Annotated in this window: 21 protein-coding genes; 6 read left to right on the top strand and 15 right to left on the bottom strand. The window is 43.4% G+C overall.

What is annotated here, in order from left to right; all coding sequences use genetic code 11:
• The first annotated feature begins 13 nt into the window (after nucleotides 1–13).
• On the top strand, nucleotides 14–670 hold the full coding sequence (locus H9653_RS05315; RefSeq protein WP_191690993.1) for a hypothetical protein: 657 nt from the start codon (nucleotides 14–16) through the stop codon (nucleotides 668–670).
• Nucleotides 671–745: 75 nt separating this feature from the next.
• Here H9653_RS05315 and H9653_RS05310 read toward each other — a convergent pair whose 3' ends face one another.
• Entirely contained in the window at nucleotides 746–1387 is a 642-nt protein-coding gene (locus H9653_RS05310; RefSeq protein ID WP_191690991.1) for a GNAT family N-acetyltransferase, read from the bottom strand.
• A gap of 304 nt (nucleotides 1388–1691) precedes the next feature.
• On the opposite strand from H9653_RS05310, the gene ribF reads away from it, so the two are divergent.
• Nucleotides 1692–2732, top strand: coding sequence for a riboflavin biosynthesis protein RibF (gene ribF, locus H9653_RS05305; RefSeq protein ID WP_191690990.1), 1041 nt, complete (start codon nucleotides 1692–1694; stop codon nucleotides 2730–2732).
• A gap of 98 nt (nucleotides 2733–2830) precedes the next feature.
• Here ribF and H9653_RS05300 read toward each other — a convergent pair whose 3' ends face one another.
• The 4 genes from H9653_RS05300 to H9653_RS05285 all read right to left on the bottom strand — a co-directional run bounded on the left by H9653_RS05300 (nucleotide 2831) and on the right by H9653_RS05285 (nucleotide 8194).
• Nucleotides 2831–3070, bottom strand: coding sequence for a DUF2789 family protein (locus tag H9653_RS05300; protein ID WP_191690988.1), 240 nt, complete (start codon nucleotides 3068–3070; stop codon nucleotides 2831–2833).
• A gap of 209 nt (nucleotides 3071–3279) precedes the next feature.
• The gene (locus tag H9653_RS05295) at nucleotides 3280–4269 is read right to left on the bottom strand and encodes a malate dehydrogenase (RefSeq protein ID WP_191690986.1); all 990 of its coding nucleotides are present in this window, start codon (nucleotides 4267–4269) and stop codon (nucleotides 3280–3282) included.
• A 457-nt stretch (nucleotides 4270–4726) separates the two neighbouring features.
• Nucleotides 4727–5425, bottom strand: a complete 699-nt coding sequence (locus H9653_RS05290; protein ID WP_225211620.1) for a T2 family ribonuclease — start codon at nucleotides 5423–5425, stop codon at nucleotides 4727–4729.
• Nucleotides 5426–5962: 537 nt separating this feature from the next.
• Nucleotides 5963–8194, bottom strand: a complete 2232-nt coding sequence (locus H9653_RS05285) for a lytic transglycosylase domain-containing protein (RefSeq protein ID WP_191690985.1) — start codon at nucleotides 8192–8194, stop codon at nucleotides 5963–5965.
• Between the two features lie 418 nt (nucleotides 8195–8612).
• Between H9653_RS05285 and miaB the strand changes: the two genes are divergently transcribed.
• Complete coding sequence (miaB, locus tag H9653_RS05280) at nucleotides 8613–10127, top strand: tRNA (N6-isopentenyl adenosine(37)-C2)-methylthiotransferase MiaB (RefSeq protein WP_191690984.1); 1515 nt, start codon at nucleotides 8613–8615, stop codon at nucleotides 10125–10127.
• Between the two features lie 91 nt (nucleotides 10128–10218).
• Here miaB and H9653_RS05275 read toward each other — a convergent pair whose 3' ends face one another.
• The 6 genes from H9653_RS05275 to H9653_RS05250 form a co-directional block, all read right to left on the bottom strand.
• A complete protein-coding gene (locus tag H9653_RS05275) occupies nucleotides 10219–10455 on the bottom strand; it encodes a hypothetical protein (protein ID WP_144296682.1) in 237 nt (78 codons plus the stop codon).
• A 48-nt stretch (nucleotides 10456–10503) separates the two neighbouring features.
• Nucleotides 10504–11718, bottom strand: a complete 1215-nt coding sequence (locus H9653_RS05270; protein ID WP_191690983.1) for an RtcB family protein — start codon at nucleotides 11716–11718, stop codon at nucleotides 10504–10506.
• 773 nt (nucleotides 11719–12491) lie between these two features.
• Entirely contained in the window at nucleotides 12492–13220 is a 729-nt protein-coding gene (locus H9653_RS05265; protein WP_191690982.1) for a LysE family translocator, read from the bottom strand.
• Nucleotides 13221–13369: 149 nt separating this feature from the next.
• On the bottom strand, nucleotides 13370–14620 hold the full coding sequence (argE, locus tag H9653_RS05260; RefSeq protein WP_144296685.1) for an acetylornithine deacetylase: 1251 nt from the start codon (nucleotides 14618–14620) through the stop codon (nucleotides 13370–13372).
• Between the two features lie 104 nt (nucleotides 14621–14724).
• Nucleotides 14725–15210, bottom strand: a complete 486-nt coding sequence (locus H9653_RS05255) for a nucleoside deaminase (RefSeq protein WP_144296686.1) — start codon at nucleotides 15208–15210, stop codon at nucleotides 14725–14727.
• A gap of 104 nt (nucleotides 15211–15314) precedes the next feature.
• Nucleotides 15315–15968 (bottom strand): UPF0149 family protein, encoded by a 654-nt coding sequence (locus tag H9653_RS05250; protein WP_068407473.1) that lies wholly within the window; start codon nucleotides 15966–15968, stop codon nucleotides 15315–15317.
• 207 nt (nucleotides 15969–16175) lie between these two features.
• Between H9653_RS05250 and H9653_RS05245 the strand changes: the two genes are divergently transcribed.
• Together H9653_RS05245 and H9653_RS05240 are read left to right on the top strand one after the other, a co-directional pair.
• The gene (locus H9653_RS05245) at nucleotides 16176–16616 is read left to right on the top strand and encodes a hypothetical protein (RefSeq protein ID WP_102077499.1); all 441 of its coding nucleotides are present in this window, start codon (nucleotides 16176–16178) and stop codon (nucleotides 16614–16616) included.
• Between the two features lie 151 nt (nucleotides 16617–16767).
• The gene (locus tag H9653_RS05240) at nucleotides 16768–17322 is read left to right on the top strand and encodes a cell division protein ZapA (RefSeq protein ID WP_191690980.1); all 555 of its coding nucleotides are present in this window, start codon (nucleotides 16768–16770) and stop codon (nucleotides 17320–17322) included.
• Nucleotides 17323–17450: 128 nt separating this feature from the next.
• Here H9653_RS05240 and H9653_RS05235 read toward each other — a convergent pair whose 3' ends face one another.
• The 4 genes from H9653_RS05235 to H9653_RS05220 form a co-directional block, all read right to left on the bottom strand.
• Nucleotides 17451–17741, bottom strand: coding sequence for a hypothetical protein (locus H9653_RS05235; RefSeq protein ID WP_404814803.1), 291 nt, complete (start codon nucleotides 17739–17741; stop codon nucleotides 17451–17453).
• Between the two features lie 166 nt (nucleotides 17742–17907).
• Nucleotides 17908–20001, bottom strand: a complete 2094-nt coding sequence (glyS, locus tag H9653_RS05230) for a glycine--tRNA ligase subunit beta (RefSeq protein WP_191690978.1) — start codon at nucleotides 19999–20001, stop codon at nucleotides 17908–17910.
• Nucleotides 20002–20010: 9 nt separating this feature from the next.
• Complete coding sequence (gene glyQ / locus H9653_RS05225; protein WP_376779313.1) at nucleotides 20011–21036, bottom strand: glycine--tRNA ligase subunit alpha; 1026 nt, start codon at nucleotides 21034–21036, stop codon at nucleotides 20011–20013.
• Nucleotides 21037–21506: 470 nt separating this feature from the next.
• Nucleotides 21507–21719, bottom strand: coding sequence for a PspC domain-containing protein (locus H9653_RS05220; protein WP_144296688.1), 213 nt, complete (start codon nucleotides 21717–21719; stop codon nucleotides 21507–21509).
• A gap of 517 nt (nucleotides 21720–22236) precedes the next feature.
• On the opposite strand from H9653_RS05220, the gene nadR reads away from it, so the two are divergent.
• Complete coding sequence (gene nadR / locus H9653_RS05215; RefSeq protein WP_191690976.1) at nucleotides 22237–23289, top strand: multifunctional transcriptional regulator/nicotinamide-nucleotide adenylyltransferase/ribosylnicotinamide kinase NadR; 1053 nt, start codon at nucleotides 22237–22239, stop codon at nucleotides 23287–23289.
• The last annotated feature ends 58 nt before the right edge of the window (nucleotides 23290–23347 follow it).

Below are 23347 nucleotides of genomic sequence, written 5' to 3'. Positions count from 1 at the left end.
TTCGGGGACTAACATGACGAACAAATCATCAGCTTCACAGACAGCTTTATCAGCAACCTTGTCACGCTTACCAAGCATATTGACTGTTGGCATCCTGTCTACTGGACTCCTTTTAAGTGGTTGTAGCAATAATGATAAGGGCGACACTGAGACTGCTGTCAATAATAATGAAGACACTACAGCAATCACTGAAACATCTAATGACACTGTGACTGACGAAGCAAAATCAGTGGGTACGGATAATATGAGTGAAGATGCGCAAGTAACAGATAGCACTCAAGATAAAACCCTCATTACGAGTGACAATATCAATCCAGTGGCCTCAGTGAACGATGACGCTAAGCAAAAAAGCTTGGTGACCAATCCAACTCAAAATGGCACGCCAGAAGACACGGTCAAACAAGCACTCAATAGCTTATATTATGGCGACGCCAAGCAGGCTGCAACGTATTATAAAGTCGACATGGCAAACTTTGAAGAAGAGCTTGCCAAAACGCAATCCGCATTTCAGCAAACCGTTGATGGTGTGACTTTTACTGATACTAAATACAACGATGATAAAACCCGTGCCACCATCATAGGTGAGATTATGTTAAGAGGTCAAAGCGAGCCTGCGCCATTGACTTATGAGCTACAAAAAATCGATGGCAAATGGAAGATTTTAGGATAAGGCGTCTAGCTGCCATTCTCTAACTTTGCTTCATTTGGCGTTATTACTGGTCATTACTATTTTTATTAATCATCGCTATATTAATTGGTCATTACTATCAGTAATGACCGCTTTGCCAAGCATCACGACATCGGCGATAAAACCCTCCATATCACAAACCTTTGGCATATAGCCCCACTGCTCAAAGCCAAGTTTACGGAACAATCCTAAGCTTGGCTGATTATGGGCAAAGATAAGCGCAACCACGTTATGGATACCTAAGCTCGGCGCTTGCGTCAGCATCCAGCGGGTCAATAAGCTGCCCAATTTTTGACCATGATACTCTTGATGTAAGTAGATACTAATCTCCGTGCTGATATGATAAGCGGGCCGTGTATATAAATCGCTAAAGCTGCCCCAAGCGACGATTGGCGATACTGTTTCTTCGACACTTACCTCTGCATCTTCAACCACAGCTCTAACAATGTAAATCGGCCGCGTGGCACTATTTAGATGTTCATCAAACCAATCTTGCCGCTCTGCGCAAGTCACGGGTGTGAGATTGGCGGTTGCTTGCTTGCCGGCGATACTTTGGTTATAAATGGTTAAAATTGCGGGTAAATCTTCTTTTTTGGCACGCTGTACCGTAAAGCCCTCATTGAGCTTATTAATTGCCAAGACAGGTGCCATCGAATGAGAGGCTTTATGACAAGTAGCGACAGAGATAGCAGCAGACATAGCGTTTCCATGGTTATTAATAGTAAAAATGAATGATAAATAACGGCTAATTAGTCATTAATGTCTAATACTTAAGGCTTAACACTTAATCGTTGCATCTCTCATCTAATCTAGCTGTACGTAGCGGAAGCCAGATAAAAACCATACCTTTTGGGCTGTTAGCATGGTTGTTTGATTAACAACAGACTATAGGATGTTAGTATGGCTATTTTACTTTATAATGACTGATTTTAGACACATCAATCTTTGGTAGAGGTGTGTTTTTTCTTTTTTATCCGGTCTTATCTATCATAGCTGAAAATTTATGAACACCTATTTTCTTGAGCAACTGATGGCATCGCCAAGCGCTTTGTCTGCCAATACTAGCCCAGTAGATTTAGCGCCCTGCGTGCTGACTATCGGTAATTTTGATGGCGTACATTTGGGTCATCAAGCGATGCTTGCGCACGTGCGTGATATTGCCAAGGCGCAAAATATTGGCTCGGCAGTCATGATATTTGAACCGCAGCCGCGTGAGTTTTTTGCGCCAGCTACCGCGCCTGCCCGCCTCACCAATCTTACCGAAAAGCAGGCTTTGCTGGCAGAGTATGGCATTGAGACTTTGATTGTCGCAAGCTTTGATGCGGAGTTTCGCTCGCTATCAGCAAATGCATTTGCCGATATCTTAGCGCAGCGTTTGAATGTACAAGCATTGGTATTGGGTGATGATTTTAAATTTGGTCATGATCGTACCGGTGACAGTCAGTTTTTGCGTGATTACGGCTTAGATGTGACCAATCTGCATACCGTGGTCGATGATAAAGGCAAAGGCGCGCGCATTAGCTCTACACGTATACGTAACCTATTGTTGGCCGGTGACATCGATGCGGCTAATGCCTTATTGGGTCGCGATTATGCGATGACAGGCGTCGTCGTTGGTGGTGATAAAATCGGTCGTACCATGGACTTCCCTACTGCAAACGTTGATTTAAAACGCATAAAACCTGCTCTACATGGCATCTTTGCTGTCGATGTCGTCAGCCTTGATGATAATGGTAATGTCATACCGAACGGCTTGACCGCACTGACAGATAGCGAAAACCCAGGGGTTGCAGGTTTACGCCCGCATAGTTTATTTGGTACTGCCAATATTGGTATTAGGCCGTCAGTAGATAAAGAGCATGATTGGCGCTTAGAGGTACATTTCCCTAAGCTACAAGCAGATTTATACGGTTTAACCTTACAAGTACGCTTCTTGCATTATTTACATGGCGAGCGCCATTACGAGAGTTTAGAAGCCTTAAAAGCAGGTATTCATAATGATGTTATAGATTTACTCGAATGGCGTGCTAAGCAGTCGAATTAAAATAGTAGTTATGAGCCTATAAAAGCGTAATGTATAAAAAAACCCACAGCGTGAATAACGTTTGTGGGTTTTTATTTAGTCTAATATTTTATTATCTTTTAAGCATCAGGATGCATACGCACGTTTAAGTCATCGATAACTTCTACCCATGCGGCATCTTTATTCCACTCTTCTTGCAAAAAGGCACGCTGGTTGTCATTCCATACCGCCGCTTCGATTAACTTCTCTTCTTTTGCCAGTTTATTATTTTCGACAAAACTGTCAATCGCTTCATCCGAGCTATCTAGCCCCAATTGCGCAAAAAGTTCATTCATACTATATTCCGGTTCACCCAACATACCTTTTCTCCTTAAATGATACAGATTTAATTGTGTTTATTGTTTGGATTTACCACTTTATTGTAGCAAGCTTGCTGCTAATAGCTGTTAATCAACGTTTAGCTAACGTTAGCAATTGTATTGATGGTTACGCAAGGCACAAAAAAGCCCTCTATCGTAGAGGGCTTTTCAGATTAAATTCTATATAACAGCTTGAGTAGATTGCCTACTTATGGAAGCAAGTGTGCTACTGCATCACGCTCTTCGCTAAGCTCTTGCTCAGTTGCGGCCATTTTCTCTTTTGAGAAACCTGACGACACGTCAACGCCTTCTACGATAGACCAGTCGCCGTTAGCGCAGGTTACTGGGAATGAGTAGATTAAGCCTTCAGCAATACCGTATTCGCCGTTTGAGTAAACGCCCATAGATACCCAATCATTCTCATCAGTACCTAGTGCCCATGTACGTACGTGTGCAATGGCAGCGTTGGCAGCAGAAGCGGCAGATGATGCACCGCGCGCTTTGATGATAGCAGCGCCACGTTGTTGTACTTCTGGGATATAGGTGTTTTCGTACCAATCACGGTCAACCAAATCTAACGCTGGCTTACCGTTTACAGTTGCAGACGTTAGATCTGGATACTGAGTAGATGAATGGTTGCCCCAGATAGTCATGTTTTTGATGTCGTTAACAGTGCTGTCTGTTTTCTCAGCCAACTGTGCCATGGCACGGTTATGATCTAGGCGAGTCATAGCAGTAAAGTTACGTGGATCTAAATCTGGTGCATTACGCTGAGCGATAAGCGCGTTGGTGTTGGCAGGGTTACCGACGACCAATACTTTTACATCACGGCTTGCAACGTCGTTCAATGCTTTACCTTGGGCTGAGAAAATCGCAGCGTTGGCTTCTAGCAAATCTTTACGTTCCATACCTGGGCCACGAGGACGTGAACCGACTAGCAAAGCATAGTCTACATCTTTGAATGCAACGGTCGCATCATCAGTTTGAACGATACCGGCCAATAATGGGAATGCACAGTCTTCTAACTCCATGACCACACCCTTTAGGGCGTCAAGTGCTGGGGCGATTTCAAGTAATTGCAGAATAACTGGCTGATCTTTACCTAGCATCTCACCAGATGCAATACGAAATAACATAGCATAGCTGATATTACCAGCGGCACCAGTGACGGCAACACGTAAAGGCTGTTTCATTGACATTGAATACTCCCTAATTATAGATTAGATAATTTACGATTCTAATGGATGGTTGTAATAGATGGTTTTGATTGATGAATATCGTTTGAGATAGCGACCTGCTCGCTGAATATAGCAGTCATAAACCGTTCACTAGTGTAGCACCTCAGACTATTAACCGTCTAGAGAAAGCGCGAACGCGTTTGCGGACAATACAAATTATATTGTTACATTTTATACAGATAGATAATGAAATTTTTGGCACAACATTAGAGGAGTAAGGCGTTAGAGGAACTTCAAGAAAGGTGCAAAAGAAGTATTAAAAGACGGCGAAAAAGTGTTTTAGATAGAATAATGGCTAATATTTTAGGAGAGTTATAAGAAAAATTGCCTATATTTTTGCCATTTGTACTTCACTGTTTTATTCATTAAAGGCAGAAAGAAGGTGATTAATGCGCAATAACTCAATGTCAAAATAGAATTATTTGCCGCCTGAAATAATAAACTTACTACCGCAGTTGTCGACGACATTGCTACAAGTGCCGAATGAGCTGCCTTCATAACATACGTGCACATCAGTCAATACCATTTGCCGACGCGTGCCTACCTGACAAATCAAATCAACGCTATTCGCTGACATACCATTATTCAAGCGGGTCATCTGACCGACAAAACGCGATTTTAATACCGTATAGCTGTTGCCTGTATTTAACTCATTCGGTAGCTTTAAGTCGCCGGCATAATTGGTAATTTGGCGAAAATAACTACTGGCGCTGAGAGGGCTACAAGCGCCATAGCGTTGCCAGGCTTGGGTACGCACCGTGGTATCAGGCATGATACGGTTGACAACTTTTAATTGTAAGGGCGTCAAGCGTGGCTCACTGCCACGGCCGCAGCGCTCGCCATAGCCCATATCGAGACCTGAAACGGTAAGTGAATAGCCTTCTAAGCACTGGCGCATACGTGCGCGCGTTGGCTGTAAGCTACATAGCGCTGGCGTCATCTCAATCATCAACACTCGCTGACCCGGTTTACTGGCATTCGCCGCTTGGGCTGGCAGCGTTATTGCACCCTGCAACAATAGCAAAGCGCTTATACCAAGTGCAGCATTACCTTTATTGTCATACTTTGTACGTAACCAATATTTATGAAAATGCTCTGATAGCGCTGTCTTTGACATCGAGCCCACCTTTGTCTGAAGAGTTAATTGACGCTTAGCTTGCGACGATATGGGCAACTTGAAATATTTTTTAATCATAAGAAGTTAGAGCATCTAGCAATGACGAATAGGAGCTTTTAGGATTCATTGATTTCCACAATCCAAACTAAGACACTGATCACATTAGGTTGCTTGAAAGTATTTAGCCTTCTGGGAGTGAGTCCGCAGGCTGGGAGTGAGCCAACAGAAAATTCAGACGGAAACTCAAACAATGGTAGCAAATTGCTTTTTTTAATCTATAGCAGAAACGTAAACATGGCTGATGCATCGTATAATATAGTGAGTGAAAAGTCATATCGATACATCATGCACTGCTGATATCAATTTTTCTTGCTTGCTGTGCCTGCGCAGACAGAGGCTACAAAAAATTGATATCAGCAATACCGTCGCCTTTTTAGGATATTTTGACTATAGATCGTATACTGCTTTTAAATGAACCCTATAAAAAAAAGCCATTAACAGCGAGCGATTAATGGCTCTTTAAGAAAATAAAGAGAATTAGAAGGCGGCTGGAATGGTTCCCATGCGCTGACTAATAGGCTGACCGCGACCCAGCAAACTGCTATAGATGGTGGCGTTTTCCATTACATGTTTGACGTAATTGCGCGTTTCAGGAAAGGCAATCGACTCGACATATTGGTCGGCCGCAAGTGAGCCATAAACTGGCTGCCAACGTTTGGCATTGTTGGGTCCGGCATTGTAACCCGCTGTGGCCAAAACTGGCTGGCTATTCAATTTACCAAAGATATCGCCCATATACCAGGTGCCATAACGAATATTGGTATCACCACTATTGGCACGGCTGGCGCTATAAGTTTCGCCCAAATTACGTGCGATATATTTAGCGGTATTAGGCATGACTTGCATTAGCCCGCTCGCGCCAACGTTTGAGCGCGCCGACGAGACAAAACGACTCTCTTGACGCATGATGCCATACGCCCATGCCGGATCGATACCAGCCGATTGACTATGGCGCACGACCGCCGATTGGTGCGGCATCGGATGCGATAGAGCCAAGTTATTTACCGTATCAGTATTATCAATGGCATAAATTGCTCGATCGAGCCAACCGATATCATAGGCTTGACGCGCGGCCGCAATAATCAAATTATTATCGCGATTGTCACGCGCTTTTTTCACCGCCCAGTTCCACTCGCGATTGGCATAAGCGCGGCTGGCATCGGCATTATATAGAGCAAATGCGCGCGCAAAGTGCGGGTTTTGCATGACGCGGGCACGGTCGGCGCTACTAACGTTAGGTAAATTACTGCCACCTAAGCGGCTGGCATCAAAACGTTGACCGACTTTATCCTTGGCCATCAAACCATAGTATTCATTGCTTTTCGCAAGATTTTGATACATTTTTTTGGCAGTGTTGCGTTTGTTGGCATCACTTGATTGCTCATAAGCACGCGCCAACCAATATTGCCATTGATTGGTTTTTTGCATTTCAGCGTCCATTTTTGAGATGGCTTCGACCACATCATCCCAACGACTAAAACGAATCGCCGCCATGGCATAATATTCGGCTTCTTCAAAGCTAAAATCATTATCTAAGCTATTACGGAACCAATCGACCGCTTCCACATTAAAACCATCGTCAGTATTGTGGTTCATACGCTGAACGCCAAGAATGCGATAAGCATAGCGACGGGTGTCATCGTTTAATAACTTCGCTGCGCGCTGATTGTCTTGTTTCACATCAAAATCTAATTGTAGCGCTGCCTCACGGTAGGACTTTTCTGCCAAGCGCCCCATGGCATACAAATACAGATATTGATTCATCTGGCTGTTTGGCTCGCGAGCAAAACGGCTAAAAAATGCTGAGGGATTGAGCTGAATTTCACTTAACGACGAGTAAGGAATCGGTGTACCCAACTTTGATGACAAAGCCATAATATCGCCAGTCTTACCTTTACGCAGCATACGTTTGAGACGCGATACCCTATCTTGATTGCTAATCAGCGCATTATTATTCATCTCTAACGCCAATTGATCACACAGCGCTGGCTGTTTTTTGGTGGTCAGCCAGACATCGGACTTGGCCGCCATCGCGCGCATGCTATCGCCGCCGTTATTAAACCCAAGGGCAACGGCGCACTTTTCACTGTCATCGGCATTGGTAATGAGATTTGCCACTTGGCGTACGGCGGCATAATCATTGGAACCCGCTTTGGTTTCTGCAAAATCGGCAACCAGCTTTTCTGCCATTACCGTCTCTGGATACTGGCGGACAAACTGTGTAACCGCCGCTGGGCTTTGTGAGTTTAGGTCCAAATTCATACGCCAATAAGGCGGATACATGGCAAACAAACCGCCATTCATCTCCTGCTCATAATTATAAAGGGCGTTGACATCACCGCGATCTGCGGCGATAGCTGCTGCTGTAAATGAGCTTGCGCCACTATCCGCTTGGTAACCGCTGTTTGCTTGATAATTGCTGTTTGGCTGCGAGCTTGGCGCTTTATAGTTATCAGGTTGATAGCTTTGCGGTTGATAGTTGTCCGGTTGGTAGCTACCTTGTGGCTGATAACTATTGACATTACTACTGGTATTATTGCCCCAAGTAAGCTCAGCATAAGCTCCTTGTGACAATGCCAGCGCGCCCATCGCCGTTGCCACACTCAGCACACTGGTTTTTAGCATCGTTGTTTTATGATTTTTAGGCATATGATTTTGATAACTGGCATCTTTATCCTTGATACTCGGGGCAACTTGCGGCTTTGACATACGGACTCTCTTTATAATAAGTCTAAATAATTTGGCTAAATAAACAGCTTAAATCTAGGCTTGAAATGGTATTTTTCACCCTGCTTAGAACGCTCATTTAAACAATAGTGCGGATATGGTTGTCTGCATCATACTATACTCGTTGCACATTCAACCATCAGCTTTACTTTTCGTTAATAAATTGGATAGCCATGCGTAACACAAAGGTGTTACGGCACTTTTACTAGGCTTAATTGTGCTAAAAGCCATTATCTGAGCTATGGTAATAGATAAGCAATTGATACTATTATAAATAATCAAATGCCGTCAACAGTTTAAGGCCATGCTAACTTTTCACATTGATGGCAGATTATGATAAAATACGCCACCGGTTAATCGCCTACCCCGCTATATTTTTAGTCAATCATGGACTTCGCTTATGAGTGTTACTGTATTTAATCCCCGCATCGATGACGCTGCTGTTGAGAGCAGGGTTACTGCGCCTGCCGTTACGGCACTCGAAGCGTCAAACTCTGTTCAAGGGTCTACTGCCCAAACCCCAGTCAGTGTCAATGAAAGTGGCGCGCCGAAAAAAGTCTTTGTTACCACTCAAGGCTGTCAGATGAACGTCTATGATTCTGGCAAAATGCTTGATGTATTGGGCGATTCACACGGTATGGAAGTCACCCACAATATCGACGAAGCCGATGTGCTACTAATGAATACTTGCTCAATTCGCGAAAAAGCGCAAGAAAAAGTGTTTTCAGAATTGGGTCGCTGGCGCAAATTAAAAGAAAAACGCCCTGATCTGGTTATCGGTGTTGGCGGCTGCGTGGCCTCGCAAGAAGGCGATAATATCCAAAAACGTGCGCCTTACGTGGATATGGTTTTTGGGCCACAAACCTTACACCGTCTGCCAGAGCTGTATGACCAGTCGCATGAGCAGCGTTCTATCTCGCCTAAAAACCGTATCGGTACGGTGGATGTGTCATTCCCAAGTATCGAAAAGTTTGATTTTTTACCAGAACCAAGAGTAGAAGGGTTTAAGGCCTTTGTATCCATCATGGAAGGCTGCTCGAAGTATTGCTCATTTTGCGTGGTGCCTTATACGCGCGGCGAAGAATTGTCGCGTCCGCTCGATGATGTCTTGGCAGAGATTGATAGCCTTGCTGCCCAAGGTGTTCGTGAAATTAATTTACTGGGTCAAAACGTCAATGGCTATCGCGGCGAAAAAGACGACGGCAGTATTTGCCGTTTCGCCGAGCTCTTGCATTACGTATCGCACGTCGATGGTGTCGAGCGCATTCGCTATACCACCAGCCATCCGCTAGAGTTCACCGATGATATTATCGATGCTTATGCCAAGTTGCCAGAGCTGGTATCACACCTGCATCTACCGGTTCAAAGTGGCTCAAATGCTATTTTGGCGGCGATGAAACGCAACCATACCATCGATGTTTATATCAATCAGATTAATAAGCTCAAAGCCATACGCCCTGACATTCACCTATCGAGTGACTTTATCATTGGCTTCCCTGGCGAGACTGATGAGGACTTTCAAGATACCTTAAACCTGGCAAAAGAATTAAACTTCGATCACTCTTATAGCTTTATCTATTCTAAGCGTCCGGGCACACCAGCCGCAGAATTGCCTGACGATGTGAGTTTCGCAACCAAAAAAGCACGCTTGGCAGAATTTCAACAGGTTATTATCGATTCAACCCTTGCCAAAACCCATGAAATGGTCGGCACTACCACTCGCGTCTTGGTCGAGCAAGTGGCCAATCGTCATCCTGATTGCTTAATCGGTACAGCGGATAATACCCGTACCGTGATGTTCCCTTTTGACGTTGATAAAGTAGATGAACTACTGGGTAAAATCGTCAGTGTACGTGTGACGGATTTTGTCAGTCCGCATATGGTAAAAGGCGAGCTGGTTGAAGTATTGGCTTAACCCTTTATAAAAAGCTGTATAAATGAAAAAGCCGCTCTCTATTTAAGTAGAGAGCGGCTTTTTTGTGTGTGGATGTTAAAATTGATTGTCTTTACTGCGATAACCAATCGGTCTTCCGCAATTGCTGCTTGGTTTCACGGCGACGTTTTTTGCGCACGATATCAATATCTTCTTTTTCATGAATACCGCCTTTTTTGAGCAGTGGATTTAGCGCCAGATAATTTCGCGGTTTTATAGCACCAAATAAGTTTTGATTGGCTGTAGCATCTTGCTGTTCCAGCTGCTGTTCAATCTGTTTGGCCTTTTTTAAGGTTTGTTTTAAGCTCATATTGTTACCTATATTTTTAATATCTCTAAATCTGTTTTGCAAAACCAACTAACCCTTAATGCACATTACTTGCTTTAGCGTATGCACCACTTCAACTAAGTCGGCTTGGTTGGCCATCACTTCTTCAATGTCTTTATAAGCACTGGGTATCTCGTCGATGACGCCTTTGTCCTTACGGCATTCAACGCCTTCGGTTTGCGCTTTAAGCTCATCAATGGTAAATGCTCGTATGGCTTTGCCTCGGCTCATTTGTCGCCCTGCGCCATGCGAGCACGAGCAAAACGATTCATCATTGCCAAGACCTCGGACGATAAAGGATTTTGCGCCCATAGAGCCGGGAATAATCCCCAGCTCACCTTGGTAGGCACTGATAGCGCCTTTACGCGTGACATAGACTTGCTCACCAAAATGCACCTCTTCATTGACGTAGTTGTGATGGCAATTGATGGCTTCTTTGGTAAGCTGAAAACGTGGCAACCCCGCTTGTGGTGACTGCATGGCTTTAACGACCAAACGCATCATCTCACGGCGGTTTTCTAGCGCATAATCCTGCGCCCAGCCTACCGCCTCAACATAATCAGCAAAACTATCAGAGCCTTCAGCAAAGTAAGACAAATCCCGATCTGGCACATGACCAAAGCGCGATTGACGCTCTTTTTTGGCAAGATTAATAAAGTACTGACCAATACAATTACCAATGCCGCGACTACCAGAATGCAGCATGACCCAGACATCATTGTTTTCATCCAAGCACAGCTCAATGAAATGATTGCCACCACCCAATGTGCCAAGTTGCTTTGCCCACGTACGCTCAAAGCCTTTGAGCATCTTGAGCAAACCTGGATGCTTATCAGTAATTGGTCTTAGGCGTTTACCTAACGGATCAAGCGTTGAGTTTTTGGCTTGGATTTGTTTGTGCATATTAAAGCCAACTGGCACTTGCTGCTCGACTACTGAGCGCAATGCCCTTAAGCTATCAGGTAAATCGCTTGCCGTCAGAGATAGACGCACCGCGTTCATACCGCAGCCAATATCGACCCCAACTGCAGCCGGAATGATGGCGGATTTGGTCGGAATCACACTTCCAACGGTAGCGCCTTTGCCAACGTGTACATCAGGCATCACTGCAATATGCGAATGTACAAACTCCAGCTGAGCCAAGTTACGTAACTGCTGCATCGCCTCTTGTTCAATATCTGAGGTATAAATCTTGACTGGTACGCCAGATTTACTATTTTCATTTAATACTAATTGAATGCTCATAATGTATTATTTCCATTTTATTATTTTAATTTACCTATTCTGTTAACTTTATAATTTACTTATTGATTACCATTAAGTAAAACACTCAATAAGTTATTTTTTATAAAAAATAGACAATAAAATACCGCTTCTTTATTAATTAAAAAATCAATAAAAATGTATGATTAATTTATGATGGACGTTTTAAAAAGAAGTTTTACGTTACCTAAATATTAAGATTAAAAATAGCCAACTTAAATAGCACACACATAAATAGTTACTTACTAAATAATAGCGTGAGCTGAGCGAGAATATTGGTGATAACAGTAAGGTAAAATTTTGGATAAACAGCTAACAGCAAGCGCGGAAATGCCGAGCACGATTACGAGCTATTTTAACATAGCGTACCTAGAAGAGGGATAGAGTGAGTAGATATAGAAGGCTATGCGTTAATACCAATAAACAAGATATCACTCATAGCTGATATATACATTCAGCCAAACCTTTTCGAAGTCGTCATTGCTGTCATGCAATTTATACGTTCAATCTTTGAGAACGTCTTGATGTTTAAATAGGACACGATGATTCCTCCGTAGGTTGTGGCCAATGTCAGAGCGACAATAGCAGATTAACTGGGATGATATAGCACCTATAAAATATAAGCACTATAAATCAATGAGATAATAATAACGATTTAAAAAACAAAGTCAATAATTAATTTAATTATATAAAAATTTTCTAGAAAACGTGTCGCTTGTTAAAAAAATCACGTTAAACATAAACCTGATTAATTCCTAAGCCAAGAAACCATTTAATACCTCAGCCAATAACGCCGCGGCAATTAAAATAAATATAACCCCGCAACCGCGATTGAGCCATGCCAAACGCTCACCAACATCAAGCCAACCAGCCAGCTTTTTACCGCCAATGGTATAAATCAGCTGCCAAATCGTCTCGCTCAAAAACAGCCCACAAGTCAGCATAATATACTGCGGCCACAGCGGCGCGCTAAAATTGATAAATTTGGGAAAAAAGGCGGCAAAGAATAAAATCGCCTTTGGATTAGACAGTGATACCCACATGCCCGTTCGAAACAATAACCAATCGCTAGGCGGTGCTTTGACAGCAGCGCTCGAAAGCGAGCGTGGCATAGGCTTATCTGCCATTTCTGTAGTCGTATTTAGCTCTTTATTAACTTCTGTACTCAGCTCGCTGGCATCACTCATCAAGCTGCTACTGCCACTATCCCGCCACGATGCAACACCCAAATAAATAAGGTAAATCGCACCAACGGTCTTAATCACTGTTAATAACCATGGCGATTGACGGCTGATAACATCAAGTCCAAGGAGCGTGGATAGCAGCAAAATAAACAGCCCAAGGCTTAAACCTGCTAGCGTCCATAATGTACGCTTGACGCCATAATTAAGGCCGTACTGAAAGGCCAATAGCATGTTTGGACCGGGAGTCGCTGAGATAAAAAACGTACTTGCAAAAAATACCGCAAACAGATGCCAAGACATCAACGAACCCCTACTTCTTTATAAAAATTTAAATAATACATGCGCCATGTTGAAAAGCATGCGTCATGTTGAAAAAATAAACACCGCCATAAAGACGGTGTATGTCATGCGCATCTATATTGCCATAAAATTGCTTATTGACTATTTTATCAGCTGATAGCGCAACTGTTTAGCAGCTTTTGTAAAAACTCATCACAACGTACCATTTCACTTAGCGCGACATATTCATCAGCTTTATGCGCCTGCTCAATGCTACCAGGACCGCAAATAATCGTTGGGATGCCGCTATTAGTAAACTGACCACCTTCAGTTGCATAAGCGACTTTATGACGTGTATCGTCGCCGGTCAGAGCGATAATTAACGCTTGTAGCTCAGCGCTGTCGTTATCGGTCATCGCTGGTACACTTTCTTCTTGTAGCAGCTCAATGCCAGTATCGGCAGCGCGTGCTTGCATTTGGGTGCTGAGCTCTGCAACTTTGGCCGCAATCGGTGCGAGGATATCGTCTTGTGTCATATGCGGCAGATTACGATAATCAAAGGTAAATTCACACAGATTGGGGACGATATTGGTCGCGGTACCGCCTTGTATGGTGCCAACAGATAATGTCGAATAAGGCACATCGAACAGCCCATCGTTATCGCTTCGATGACTAATCTCTTGGGCCAATTCATCGACATAACCAATCAAACGACTGGCATAGCTAATAGCGTTGACACCTTGGGCAGTCAATGATGAATGCGCTGACTTGCCATGGACGCGGCAACGGTAAACCGCGATGCCTTTATGCGCCACCACCATCGCCATATTGGTCGGCTCGCCAACGATACAGTGGTCAGGCGTAATACCGCGCGCTTTCAAATCCGCTAATAGCAGCGGTGCGCCCAAACAGCCGACCTCTTCATCAAACGACAATGCCAAATGCAATGGGCGACGCAGCTGGCCTGCGTTAGAGAGTTTTACCGCTTGCGGCAATAGTGTTAGCGCACAAGCAATAAAACCCTTCATATCGCAAGCACCGCGACCGTATAGCTTGTCACCACGAATGGTCGCGGTAAACGGCTCCGACGTCCAATCTTGCCCATCGACAGGCACGACATCGGTATGACCTGATAACACCAGACCATGATTGATTTCATCGGCATCTTTTCCCGCTGGCACCGTAACGAATAAATTGGCTTTATTTTTAGCATCATTAAAGGTTAAATCTACCGTCAGGCCTAATTGCTCGCAATACGCTTTCACATCGTCAATCAACGCTAAGTTTGAATGGCGACTGACCGTATCAAACGCAATTAATCTTGTCAGCCAGTCAATACTGTCATTTGGATAATTGCCAGTAGAATAATGAGTATTGGACGTTTCTCGTTCTGCAACGTTATCGTAATTTTTTAGCGTCATAAGACTTCCTTATCGTACTAAGATAAAAAGGCACAGCTTTTTTAATAAGCGTAATAATGAAGACACGCCCTAGCCTTTTTAAGCAGATTTTTTATTTAAGTTTTTTACTTATTTTTTTGAAATGAACGCTGCTGTAGGGCTCTGATTTCTTCATCTAAACCGGCAATCGGACCTTCGATGGGCACATTCGGCGCGACTTCTTGGATACTTAATGAATGGATGGGCGATGTTGAGCTCACACCCATCTCGTCCATCCATTTACCGAGCTGTTTTGATGAGCTGATATAGACAATACGACCAAGCCCCGCCCACGCATGTGCCGCGGAGCACATGGCGCAATGCTCACCCGAGGTATATACCACGGCTTTTGCCCGCGCCTCAGGGGTCATATTTTGCGCGGCCCATTTAGCGACGGCAATTTCAGGATGGTAAGTCGCATCAACCGTATTGGCACGATTACGATCTTCTTGTAATACTTTGCCATTGCCATCGACCAACACGCTACCAAACGGCGCATCGCCCGCCTCTAACGCTTCAACAGCAAGCTCAATGCAGCGGCGTAAATAAACCATCTCATTATCAGTAGTCATCATCATATCCCTTTTATTATTTTGGATAGCTATCCAATAGCCAAGTACCATTTCTCTGGCATCAATCTCAGCTATTTCTCATGCCCTTTATCCTATCATGCTAATTATGATGGGCGGTTTTGATTCATCACATCAACGACCGGCGGCATCGGTTTAGGCAACCTACCTTCTGCTTGTAGCTCTTTGGTGGTTTTGGCATCGATAGCCAAACCAGCAATCAGAGCGATATCTTTCACCGGCTTGCGTTGACGCGTAGCAAAACTGACCGGTACCATGCGTGCAAATTCAAAAATATGCAGATAAGATTCTTCGCCACCTTCAAAGTCTTCATCATCTTCTAATCGAATCGCACCAATTTTTGCCAAATCCGACAGCATCTCATTTTCTTCAGCGCTTAGACCACAATCGGTAATACCAAAACCGGTCATAAAGCCATTTGCCCACTGTTTCAGCGCCATCACGCGCTCGTACAGGTCATGTTCATCATCTGGCACCAGTGGCATATACGCATAAGCATCGTCTTTATCTTTTAACTGAAAAACGATGTCTTCTGCCTCTTCGGTGAGCAAGGTTAATGCGGCATCAGGTAACGGCGCAAAGCTCAACTCCTCAAACACCTTTGCCCAAACTGGCTCGTCAGGGGCATTACAGGCGGTCATCAGCCCCGTCATCAAGCCGTGTACCTCGCTGATAGAAACGTCCGTCCAGTCATCAAACGCAGCCAGCCAAGTATTCCAGCCAGAGATATTGTCATTCATAATAGATGTCCTAGTGATTGATTAATAATGGTAAATACCAACAGACGCCGCCCAATATTACTCATAAAGCGGCAAGTTATAAAAGTCACAAAGCAAAGCGCCATACAATTACTTTGTTGATATAGATATTATGCGGTCACCTATGGCATTATTAAACGCAGAGAACAAAATTCATTTACGCTTACTTGTTAAGGATAAAAACTGACTATGTATGACCAACTTAGAATATTAGAAAAAATGGTACTCGACATCAAAAAACAGTATCAGCTTGTCAGTGCTGAACTTAGCAGCCTCAAACAACAACCAGTGACTGACCCAAAAGAGCTTACCGCTCTTAAAACCAAGCTTGATAGCAGCTATAGCGAGCGTGACGGTGCCAAAAAACAATTAAACGATCTTGATAAACGCTATCAAAGCCTTGCCGAAGCCCATCATATGATTGGTGAAGAACAAGACAAATTGCACAAGCAAATCGAGCAATTACAGCATCAAAACCATGCCTTGCAGCAGCGTAATAATGAATTAAAACAGCAGTATAGCGATATTAAGCAGCAAAATAGTGACTTGAAGAAGAAAAATGAATTGGCCGCTGAGCGTACCCAAGTGGTTTTACAGCGTTTGACACGTATTGACCAAGCCGAAAGTTAAGCAGACGTTGATATTCATTATGCTTAATTTGAGCAATTTTGCTGATTAACTTTATCTATTCAGCATTTAAGTTTATTAGGTTTATCAGCACCCTATTTGTAGCAATGACAGTTAATCATTCACTTTAATGACACATATTGTAGGATTTATCATGACCGATGACCGCGCAAACCCCGTAGAGAGTCAACTGCAAAGCAGTCAGACCCACAACATTCAACCCACAACCACTCAATCAACAGCCACTCCAGCAAAAGACAGTCAAACACAAACCACGCAACCACAAAAAGCCATGCCAAATAATTCGAACCCGCAAAATAACAATGCAAATAGCAATGTAAACAATAATGCAAATAACAACAAGACAACTAATAGTACGGTAAATAGCGCTGCTAAACCTGAAAGTGCCCCTGAGCCGCAAATTAAAAAGGTCGATGTGGCGATTGCGGGCGTAACCTACCCTATTTTTTGTCCTGTACACGAGCAAGAAGAATTGCGTGCAGCAGTTTCCTATATCAACGACTTTGCTCTAAAGTTAAGAAGAGATGCACCAAGTCTTAGCCAAGAAAACCTGCTGGTATTAACCTGCTTAAATTTATATGAAAAAATCCAAATTCATGAAAGAAACGAAGAAGATCGTCTGCAACAAAGCAAACAGTCTGAAGCACTGCTCAAAAAAATCATGAAAGATGCGCATTCCATTTTATAAATTTGCAATGATATTAAATCGCCATTGGGACATTAAAACGATAAGCGCTTAACTCATCAAAGCTAAGCGCTTCTTTAAATGGTGATAAAAGCTTATCGACTTGTGATTAACAACTTATGGCTTACAAGTTAGGCATCTGCTTGATAAGTCTTACCAGCATGAAAATCCGCTTGATGCTCATAATTGCAAAAGAATAATGCTTTATTAGCGGCCATATCATTATTACTATTTAAAGTAGGTGTAGGTTCAAGCACACCGCGATACTCAGCCAAACTATTGCCACAAAAATCACACTGGCGCGGCGTGGTCACATCGCCCTTTTTTGGCATCATGCTTTTTGGCGCACGCGGGTACATAAACTTATAAAAGCCCCACATCACAGCCCAAATAATAAGAATTACAATGATAACAGCCAACACGGCAGTGCTCCTTCGAATAGGGTCTAAAACATTATAAACCTAACGCAGTAGAATAAACGCATAAAAAACTGGCCATATACAGCCAGTTTTTTGTATCGTTAATAAATTAACCGCATAGACGCTTAAACTAACGTCGGTCTATCACTGTCGAACTATAATGAACAAACTACAGCTGCAGCTCACTGATATCAGCCACGGTTAAGAATAAGGCACGCACTTGCTTGAGCAAGGCCAAGCGATTGTTCTTTAACGCCGCATCTTCACTATTGACCATGACGTCAGCGAAAAAGTCTGACAATGGCGCATCTAAACTGACCAGCGTTTGCAATACTTGCGTATAGTCAGCGGTTTCTAGCAAAGGTTTGACCGCCATCTGCGCTTGCTGAACCGCTTGATATAACGTTTGCTCAGCAGGTTCAGATAATAGCGCTTCATCCACAGTGTCAGCGACACTTACTTCTGATTTCGCTAAAATGTTGGCAACACGTTTGTTTGAATCGGCAAGCTCTTCGGCTTGTGGCAATTCACTAAAGGTTTGCACAGCGCGAATACGCTGATCGAAATCAAGCGGCATATGCGGATTGATTGCCTGTACTGCCTGAATGGTATCGACGCTGACGCCCTGCTCGGTATACATCGCCCGATAGCGCGAGTTTAAGAACGCCATCACTTGGGTAAAGGTATCGCCCATTTTAGCAATTTTACTGCCTTCACTGGTGCTATAACCTTTAATCGCTTGCTCAACGAGCGCCACCAAATTAATTGGTAATTGCTTTTCAATCAAAATACGCAAAATTCCAATGGCTGAACGACGTAAGCTAAATGGGTCTTTTGAGCCAGTCGGTGCTTGGTCAATAGCAAAAATACCAACCAACGTATCTAAACGATCAGCCAACGCTAAGCAAATACCAATCGGTGTCTGCGGTAATACATCACCGCTGAACTTAGGCAAATATTGCTCTTGCAGGCTGGCCGCGACGGCTTCAGGTTCATTATTTAAGCGCGCATAATACGTACCGGCGATACCTTGCAGTTCAGGATATTCACCGACCAATGAGCTGGCCAAATCCGCTTTGGATAATATTGCGGCTCGTACCGTTTCATCAACATTAATATCGCGACCTTGCTGCTGCATCAATGTCGCAATAAAAGCAGCAAGCTTAGCAATACGTTCAGACTTTTCCCAAATCGTACCGAGCTTATCTTGGAAGACACGCGTTTTTAGGCTTTCAGTCAAAGCAAATAAAGGCTGCTTTTGGTCTTGCAAGAAGAAAAACTCCGCGTCCGCCAAACGCGGACGCACGACTTTCTCATTACCTTCGATGATTTGATTCGGATCTTTTGACTCAATATTGGTGATAAAAATAAAGTACGGCTGCAATTTGCCTGCTTTATCGGTCAAGCAAAAATACTTTTGATCCGCTTGCATGGTCGAGATAAGCGCTTCTTGCGGCACTTGTAAAAAGCGCGGCTCAAAGTTTGCTCGCAGCGCAATCGGGAAATCAACCAACGCCGTCACTTCATCTAACAAATCTTGCGGCACGATAGGATCGGCATTAACTTCATCGGCTAGCGTTTTGACTTGATTTTTGATCAACGTTTGACGCTTATCAAAATCCGCCACGACTTTTAAACCATCGAGCAGCTGCTCATAATCATTGGCGTGCGTAATCTCGTGATAGTCAGGACTGTGGAAGCGATGACCGCGCGTTTGCTTGCCAGTTTGATGTCCTTGGATAGTCGCATCAATGACCGCATCATCTTGCATCAATACCGCCCATTGTACCGGACGTACAAACTCATTGCGGCTCGCGCCAGAACGCATACGCTTAGCAATCGGCAAATTATCAAGCGCGGTTTGGAAAATAGTAGGTAGTAACTCAGTCGTCGCTTGACCCTGAATAATCTGCTCATAGCCGACATAATCACCTTTATCGGTGTTAATAGTGATCAGCTCACTGGCGTCGATACCTAAACCCTTGGCAAAACCCATCGCTGCGCGCGTTGGATTACCATCGCTATCAAACGCCGCTTTAATAGCCGGACCACGTTTTTGCTCGCTACGATCAGGCTGCTTATCACTGATACCCTCAATTTGAATCGCCAAACGACGCGGCGCGGCAAAGGCTTTAATACTATCGAAGCTAATTTCAGCTTCATTTAACTGCTCGGTGACACTTGCCTGTAGCGCATCACGTAAAGGTTTTAGGCTTTTTGGAGGTAGCTCTTCACACCCCAGTTCAAATAAAATAGTACTCATGGGATGCTCCTATTTATTATTGTTAGTAGTTTGATTATCATCTGTATTTTCAGTTAGCACATCTTCTTTTGGCAAATACTTATCGAGCGCCGCTTGACGATGCGCTTCATCTGCCAATGGGAAGCCCAATTTGGCGCGTGCTTCGACGTAACCAAAGGCAACTTTACGCGCCAGCGTACGTACACGCAGAATGAAACGCTGACGTTCTGTCACCGAAATCGCACCGCGCGCATCAAGTAAGTTAAAGGCATGCGAGGCTTTTAGTACCATCTCATAAGCTGGTAATGGCAACCCTTCAGCAACCAACTTATCAGCCTGCTGCTCATAAAAGTCAAACATCTGACCCATCATTGGCACATCAGCATGCTCAAAGTTATAGGTTGATTGTTCAACTTCGTTTTGATGGAAAACATCGCCATAGGTTACGCGACCAAATTCGCCATCTGCCCAGACCAAATCATAGACGCTATCAACGCCTTGTACATACATCGCCAAGCGCTCAAGACCATAAGTAATCTCGCCTGTCACAGGGAAACACTCGATACCGCCAACTTGTTGAAAATAAGTAAACTGCGTCACTTCCATGCCGTTAAGCCAAATCTCCCAACCAAGCCCCCACGCACCAAGCGTTGGCGACTCCCAGTTGTCTTCGACAAAACGCACGTCATGTACTAATGGATCAATACCGATAGCGCGTAGTGAATCCAAATACAGCTCTTGGATATTGGGTGGATTGGGCTTTAGAACCACCTGAAATTGATAATAATGCTGCAAACGGTTCGGGTTATCACCGTAGCGGCCATCGGTTGGACGGCGCGATGGTTGCACGTAAGCCGCATTCCAGCGCTCAGGACCTAGCGAGCGCAAAAATGTCGCGGTATGAAAGGTACCAGCGCCGACTTCCATATCATAAGGCTGCAAGACCACACAGCCCTTATCAGCCCAGTAGTTCTGTAAGGTGAGAATTAAATCTTGAAAAGTCATCGGCTGAGCATGTTTTTCTTGTGTCATCGAAGTTGTCGCTTGAGATGTCATAGTTTGGATTGTCATAGTTTGGGGCATGTCATAACGCCGCGGTGGAATGGGTATTATAAAATAAGATATTAATAGCGCGCGTATGGCCTATTTGGCAACGACGCTATTTGCCTGCTCACCTTACTAAAAATTGACCATTTTATCTATATTTAGCACAATTAAATTTGTCTAAACCGCTTAAATAGTCAGTTATTTGCTTGGTTCATCATCAAAATCTACCTATCAGCGTCGTTAATCCAATAGATATAAAAACAAGATAAAAAAATACCCAAATGCGTGAGCATTCGGGCAGGAGGAAAAGTGTGTCGCAGGCATCCTGATGAGTCAGGCTTTTTGTTTTTTCATGGGCTATTATTTTTATTTTAGCCTTGTATTTTATGTTCTTAACGTTGTCTTTATTTAGATGACTTTAGATTTAGATAACGCTAATATCGACAAACAATATTCATCTTAACTTTATAACTTTGCTTTTAGTGATAAGACTGATTATTTGCTTTAGGCATGATTATCCATAAGATAATATAAATTAAGATGCCTGGAACAGCGGCGCTCATGGTGGAGACAATCACAAATAACAATCTAACCCATGTTGGCGACCAGCCAACATATTCTGCAATACCGCCCATCACACCTGCGATCATACGATTATTTCTTGAGCGATGTAATTTTGCTAACTTAGCCAAATCAAATACCTCTCTTATTATTTATGCTTATTTTGAATGTATTATTTAACGTTATTTTCTATAATTTATTTTGAAACGTTATAAAAATTCATAACCCTTTTGAACTTACGAATAAGTATAGCAACTATTGACTTTTTATCTGTTGATGATATAGACGTGCTTTGTGAGTTTATGCTACTTAAGCTTACTCTAAGCTCTCATAATTACGCCTAAACTCCTGATTTTAAATAACTATTTCAAAATGTTTCATCATACACTTTGTTTCGCTTATATTACATATTCTGTTACAACTTTAAAAAGTTCAAGCAATCACTTTAAATCTGTTTAGGTGGAAAAACTTTATTATCTATTGATAATTTAATATTAAAAGTCCTTTATAAAATAACGCCTATTTACAATAACCTACCTGTAAATCTATCCAAACCTTTATACCATGCTATTAAATCATCAAGGCTTAGGAAATATGAATTGCCACGATGAATCATAACTAAAATAAAAACAGCACATAAGGAAAGCTATGTACGAATCAGGACTAATGATTGGACATTTTGAACCGCTACATTTGGGACAAATGCGCAGTATATTGGATGCCGCAGGACAAGCAAAGACGCTACATATTGTGATTATGATGCACCCTGCTCCACATCCAGACTTCAATATTACCTTGCAAGATAAGGCACGTTGGCTACAGATGGCGTGTGCAGATTTGCCATTTATCCATATTCATACCACTGATGAGATTGAGCTGCCGCTACATGAAAGCTTTGCCGATGTAAGCATCGATATTGTGGCGAGCAATGCCAAGCTGCAACGTTTAAAAGATGCATTAGGCCTGCCAACAGAAACGGTATTATTCGTTGCAGAGAACCATCCTTTGGCGCAGTCGGACATTTCTGGACAGTTAGTCATGCCAGTAGTCACGACGCCATTGCAATCTGAATTTGATTCTTACGCTATTGCACGTAATCCGGTCGCCCACTGGTCGGCGCTGCACCCACAAGTGCGCGGCGACTATACCAAAACGGTGGCGATTGTTGGCGGTGAAAGCTCGGGCAAGACGACTTTGGTACATAAGCTTGCCAACTATTATGGATCCAGCTTTGCGCTTGAGATGGGACGGCTGTATGTCGGTACAGATTTGGGCGGTAGCGAGATTGGATTGCAGTATAGCGATTATGGTCCCATTGCCCTCAATCATGCCCAAGCGATCCGTGCTGCCGCTGCTAGGGCAACAGCGCCCGTAACCATTATCGATACAGATTTTGTCACCACGCAGGCTTTTTGTGAAGAGTACGAAGGTCGTACCCATCCCTTTGTGAGCGCATGTATCGATGAGTTTCGCTTAGACCATACCATCATGCTTGATAACAATACTCCATGGGTTGACGATGGCATGCGCTCATTGGGTACGCCTGAGGCTCGCGGTCGCTTTGAGCAGCGCTTATTAGATATTTTTGCTCGTCACGATATTGAGCTGCATATGATTGATCAGCCCGATTATGATGCCCGCTATCAGCAAGCTTTATTAATTATTGATAAGCTTATCTATGGTAACCCCAATTCGGGATAAGGGCTCAAAAAAAAGATAAAAAAAGAAGTCCAAAGTTGCTAAAGTAAGTTTACCAAGA

The sequence above is a fragment of the Psychrobacter communis genome (assembly GCF_014836505.1).
Lineage (GTDB): Bacteria > Pseudomonadota > Gammaproteobacteria > Pseudomonadales > Moraxellaceae > Psychrobacter > Psychrobacter faecalis.
Note: the sequence above shows the minus strand (reverse complement) of the source record. Positions and strands in the feature narration are given on the sequence as shown.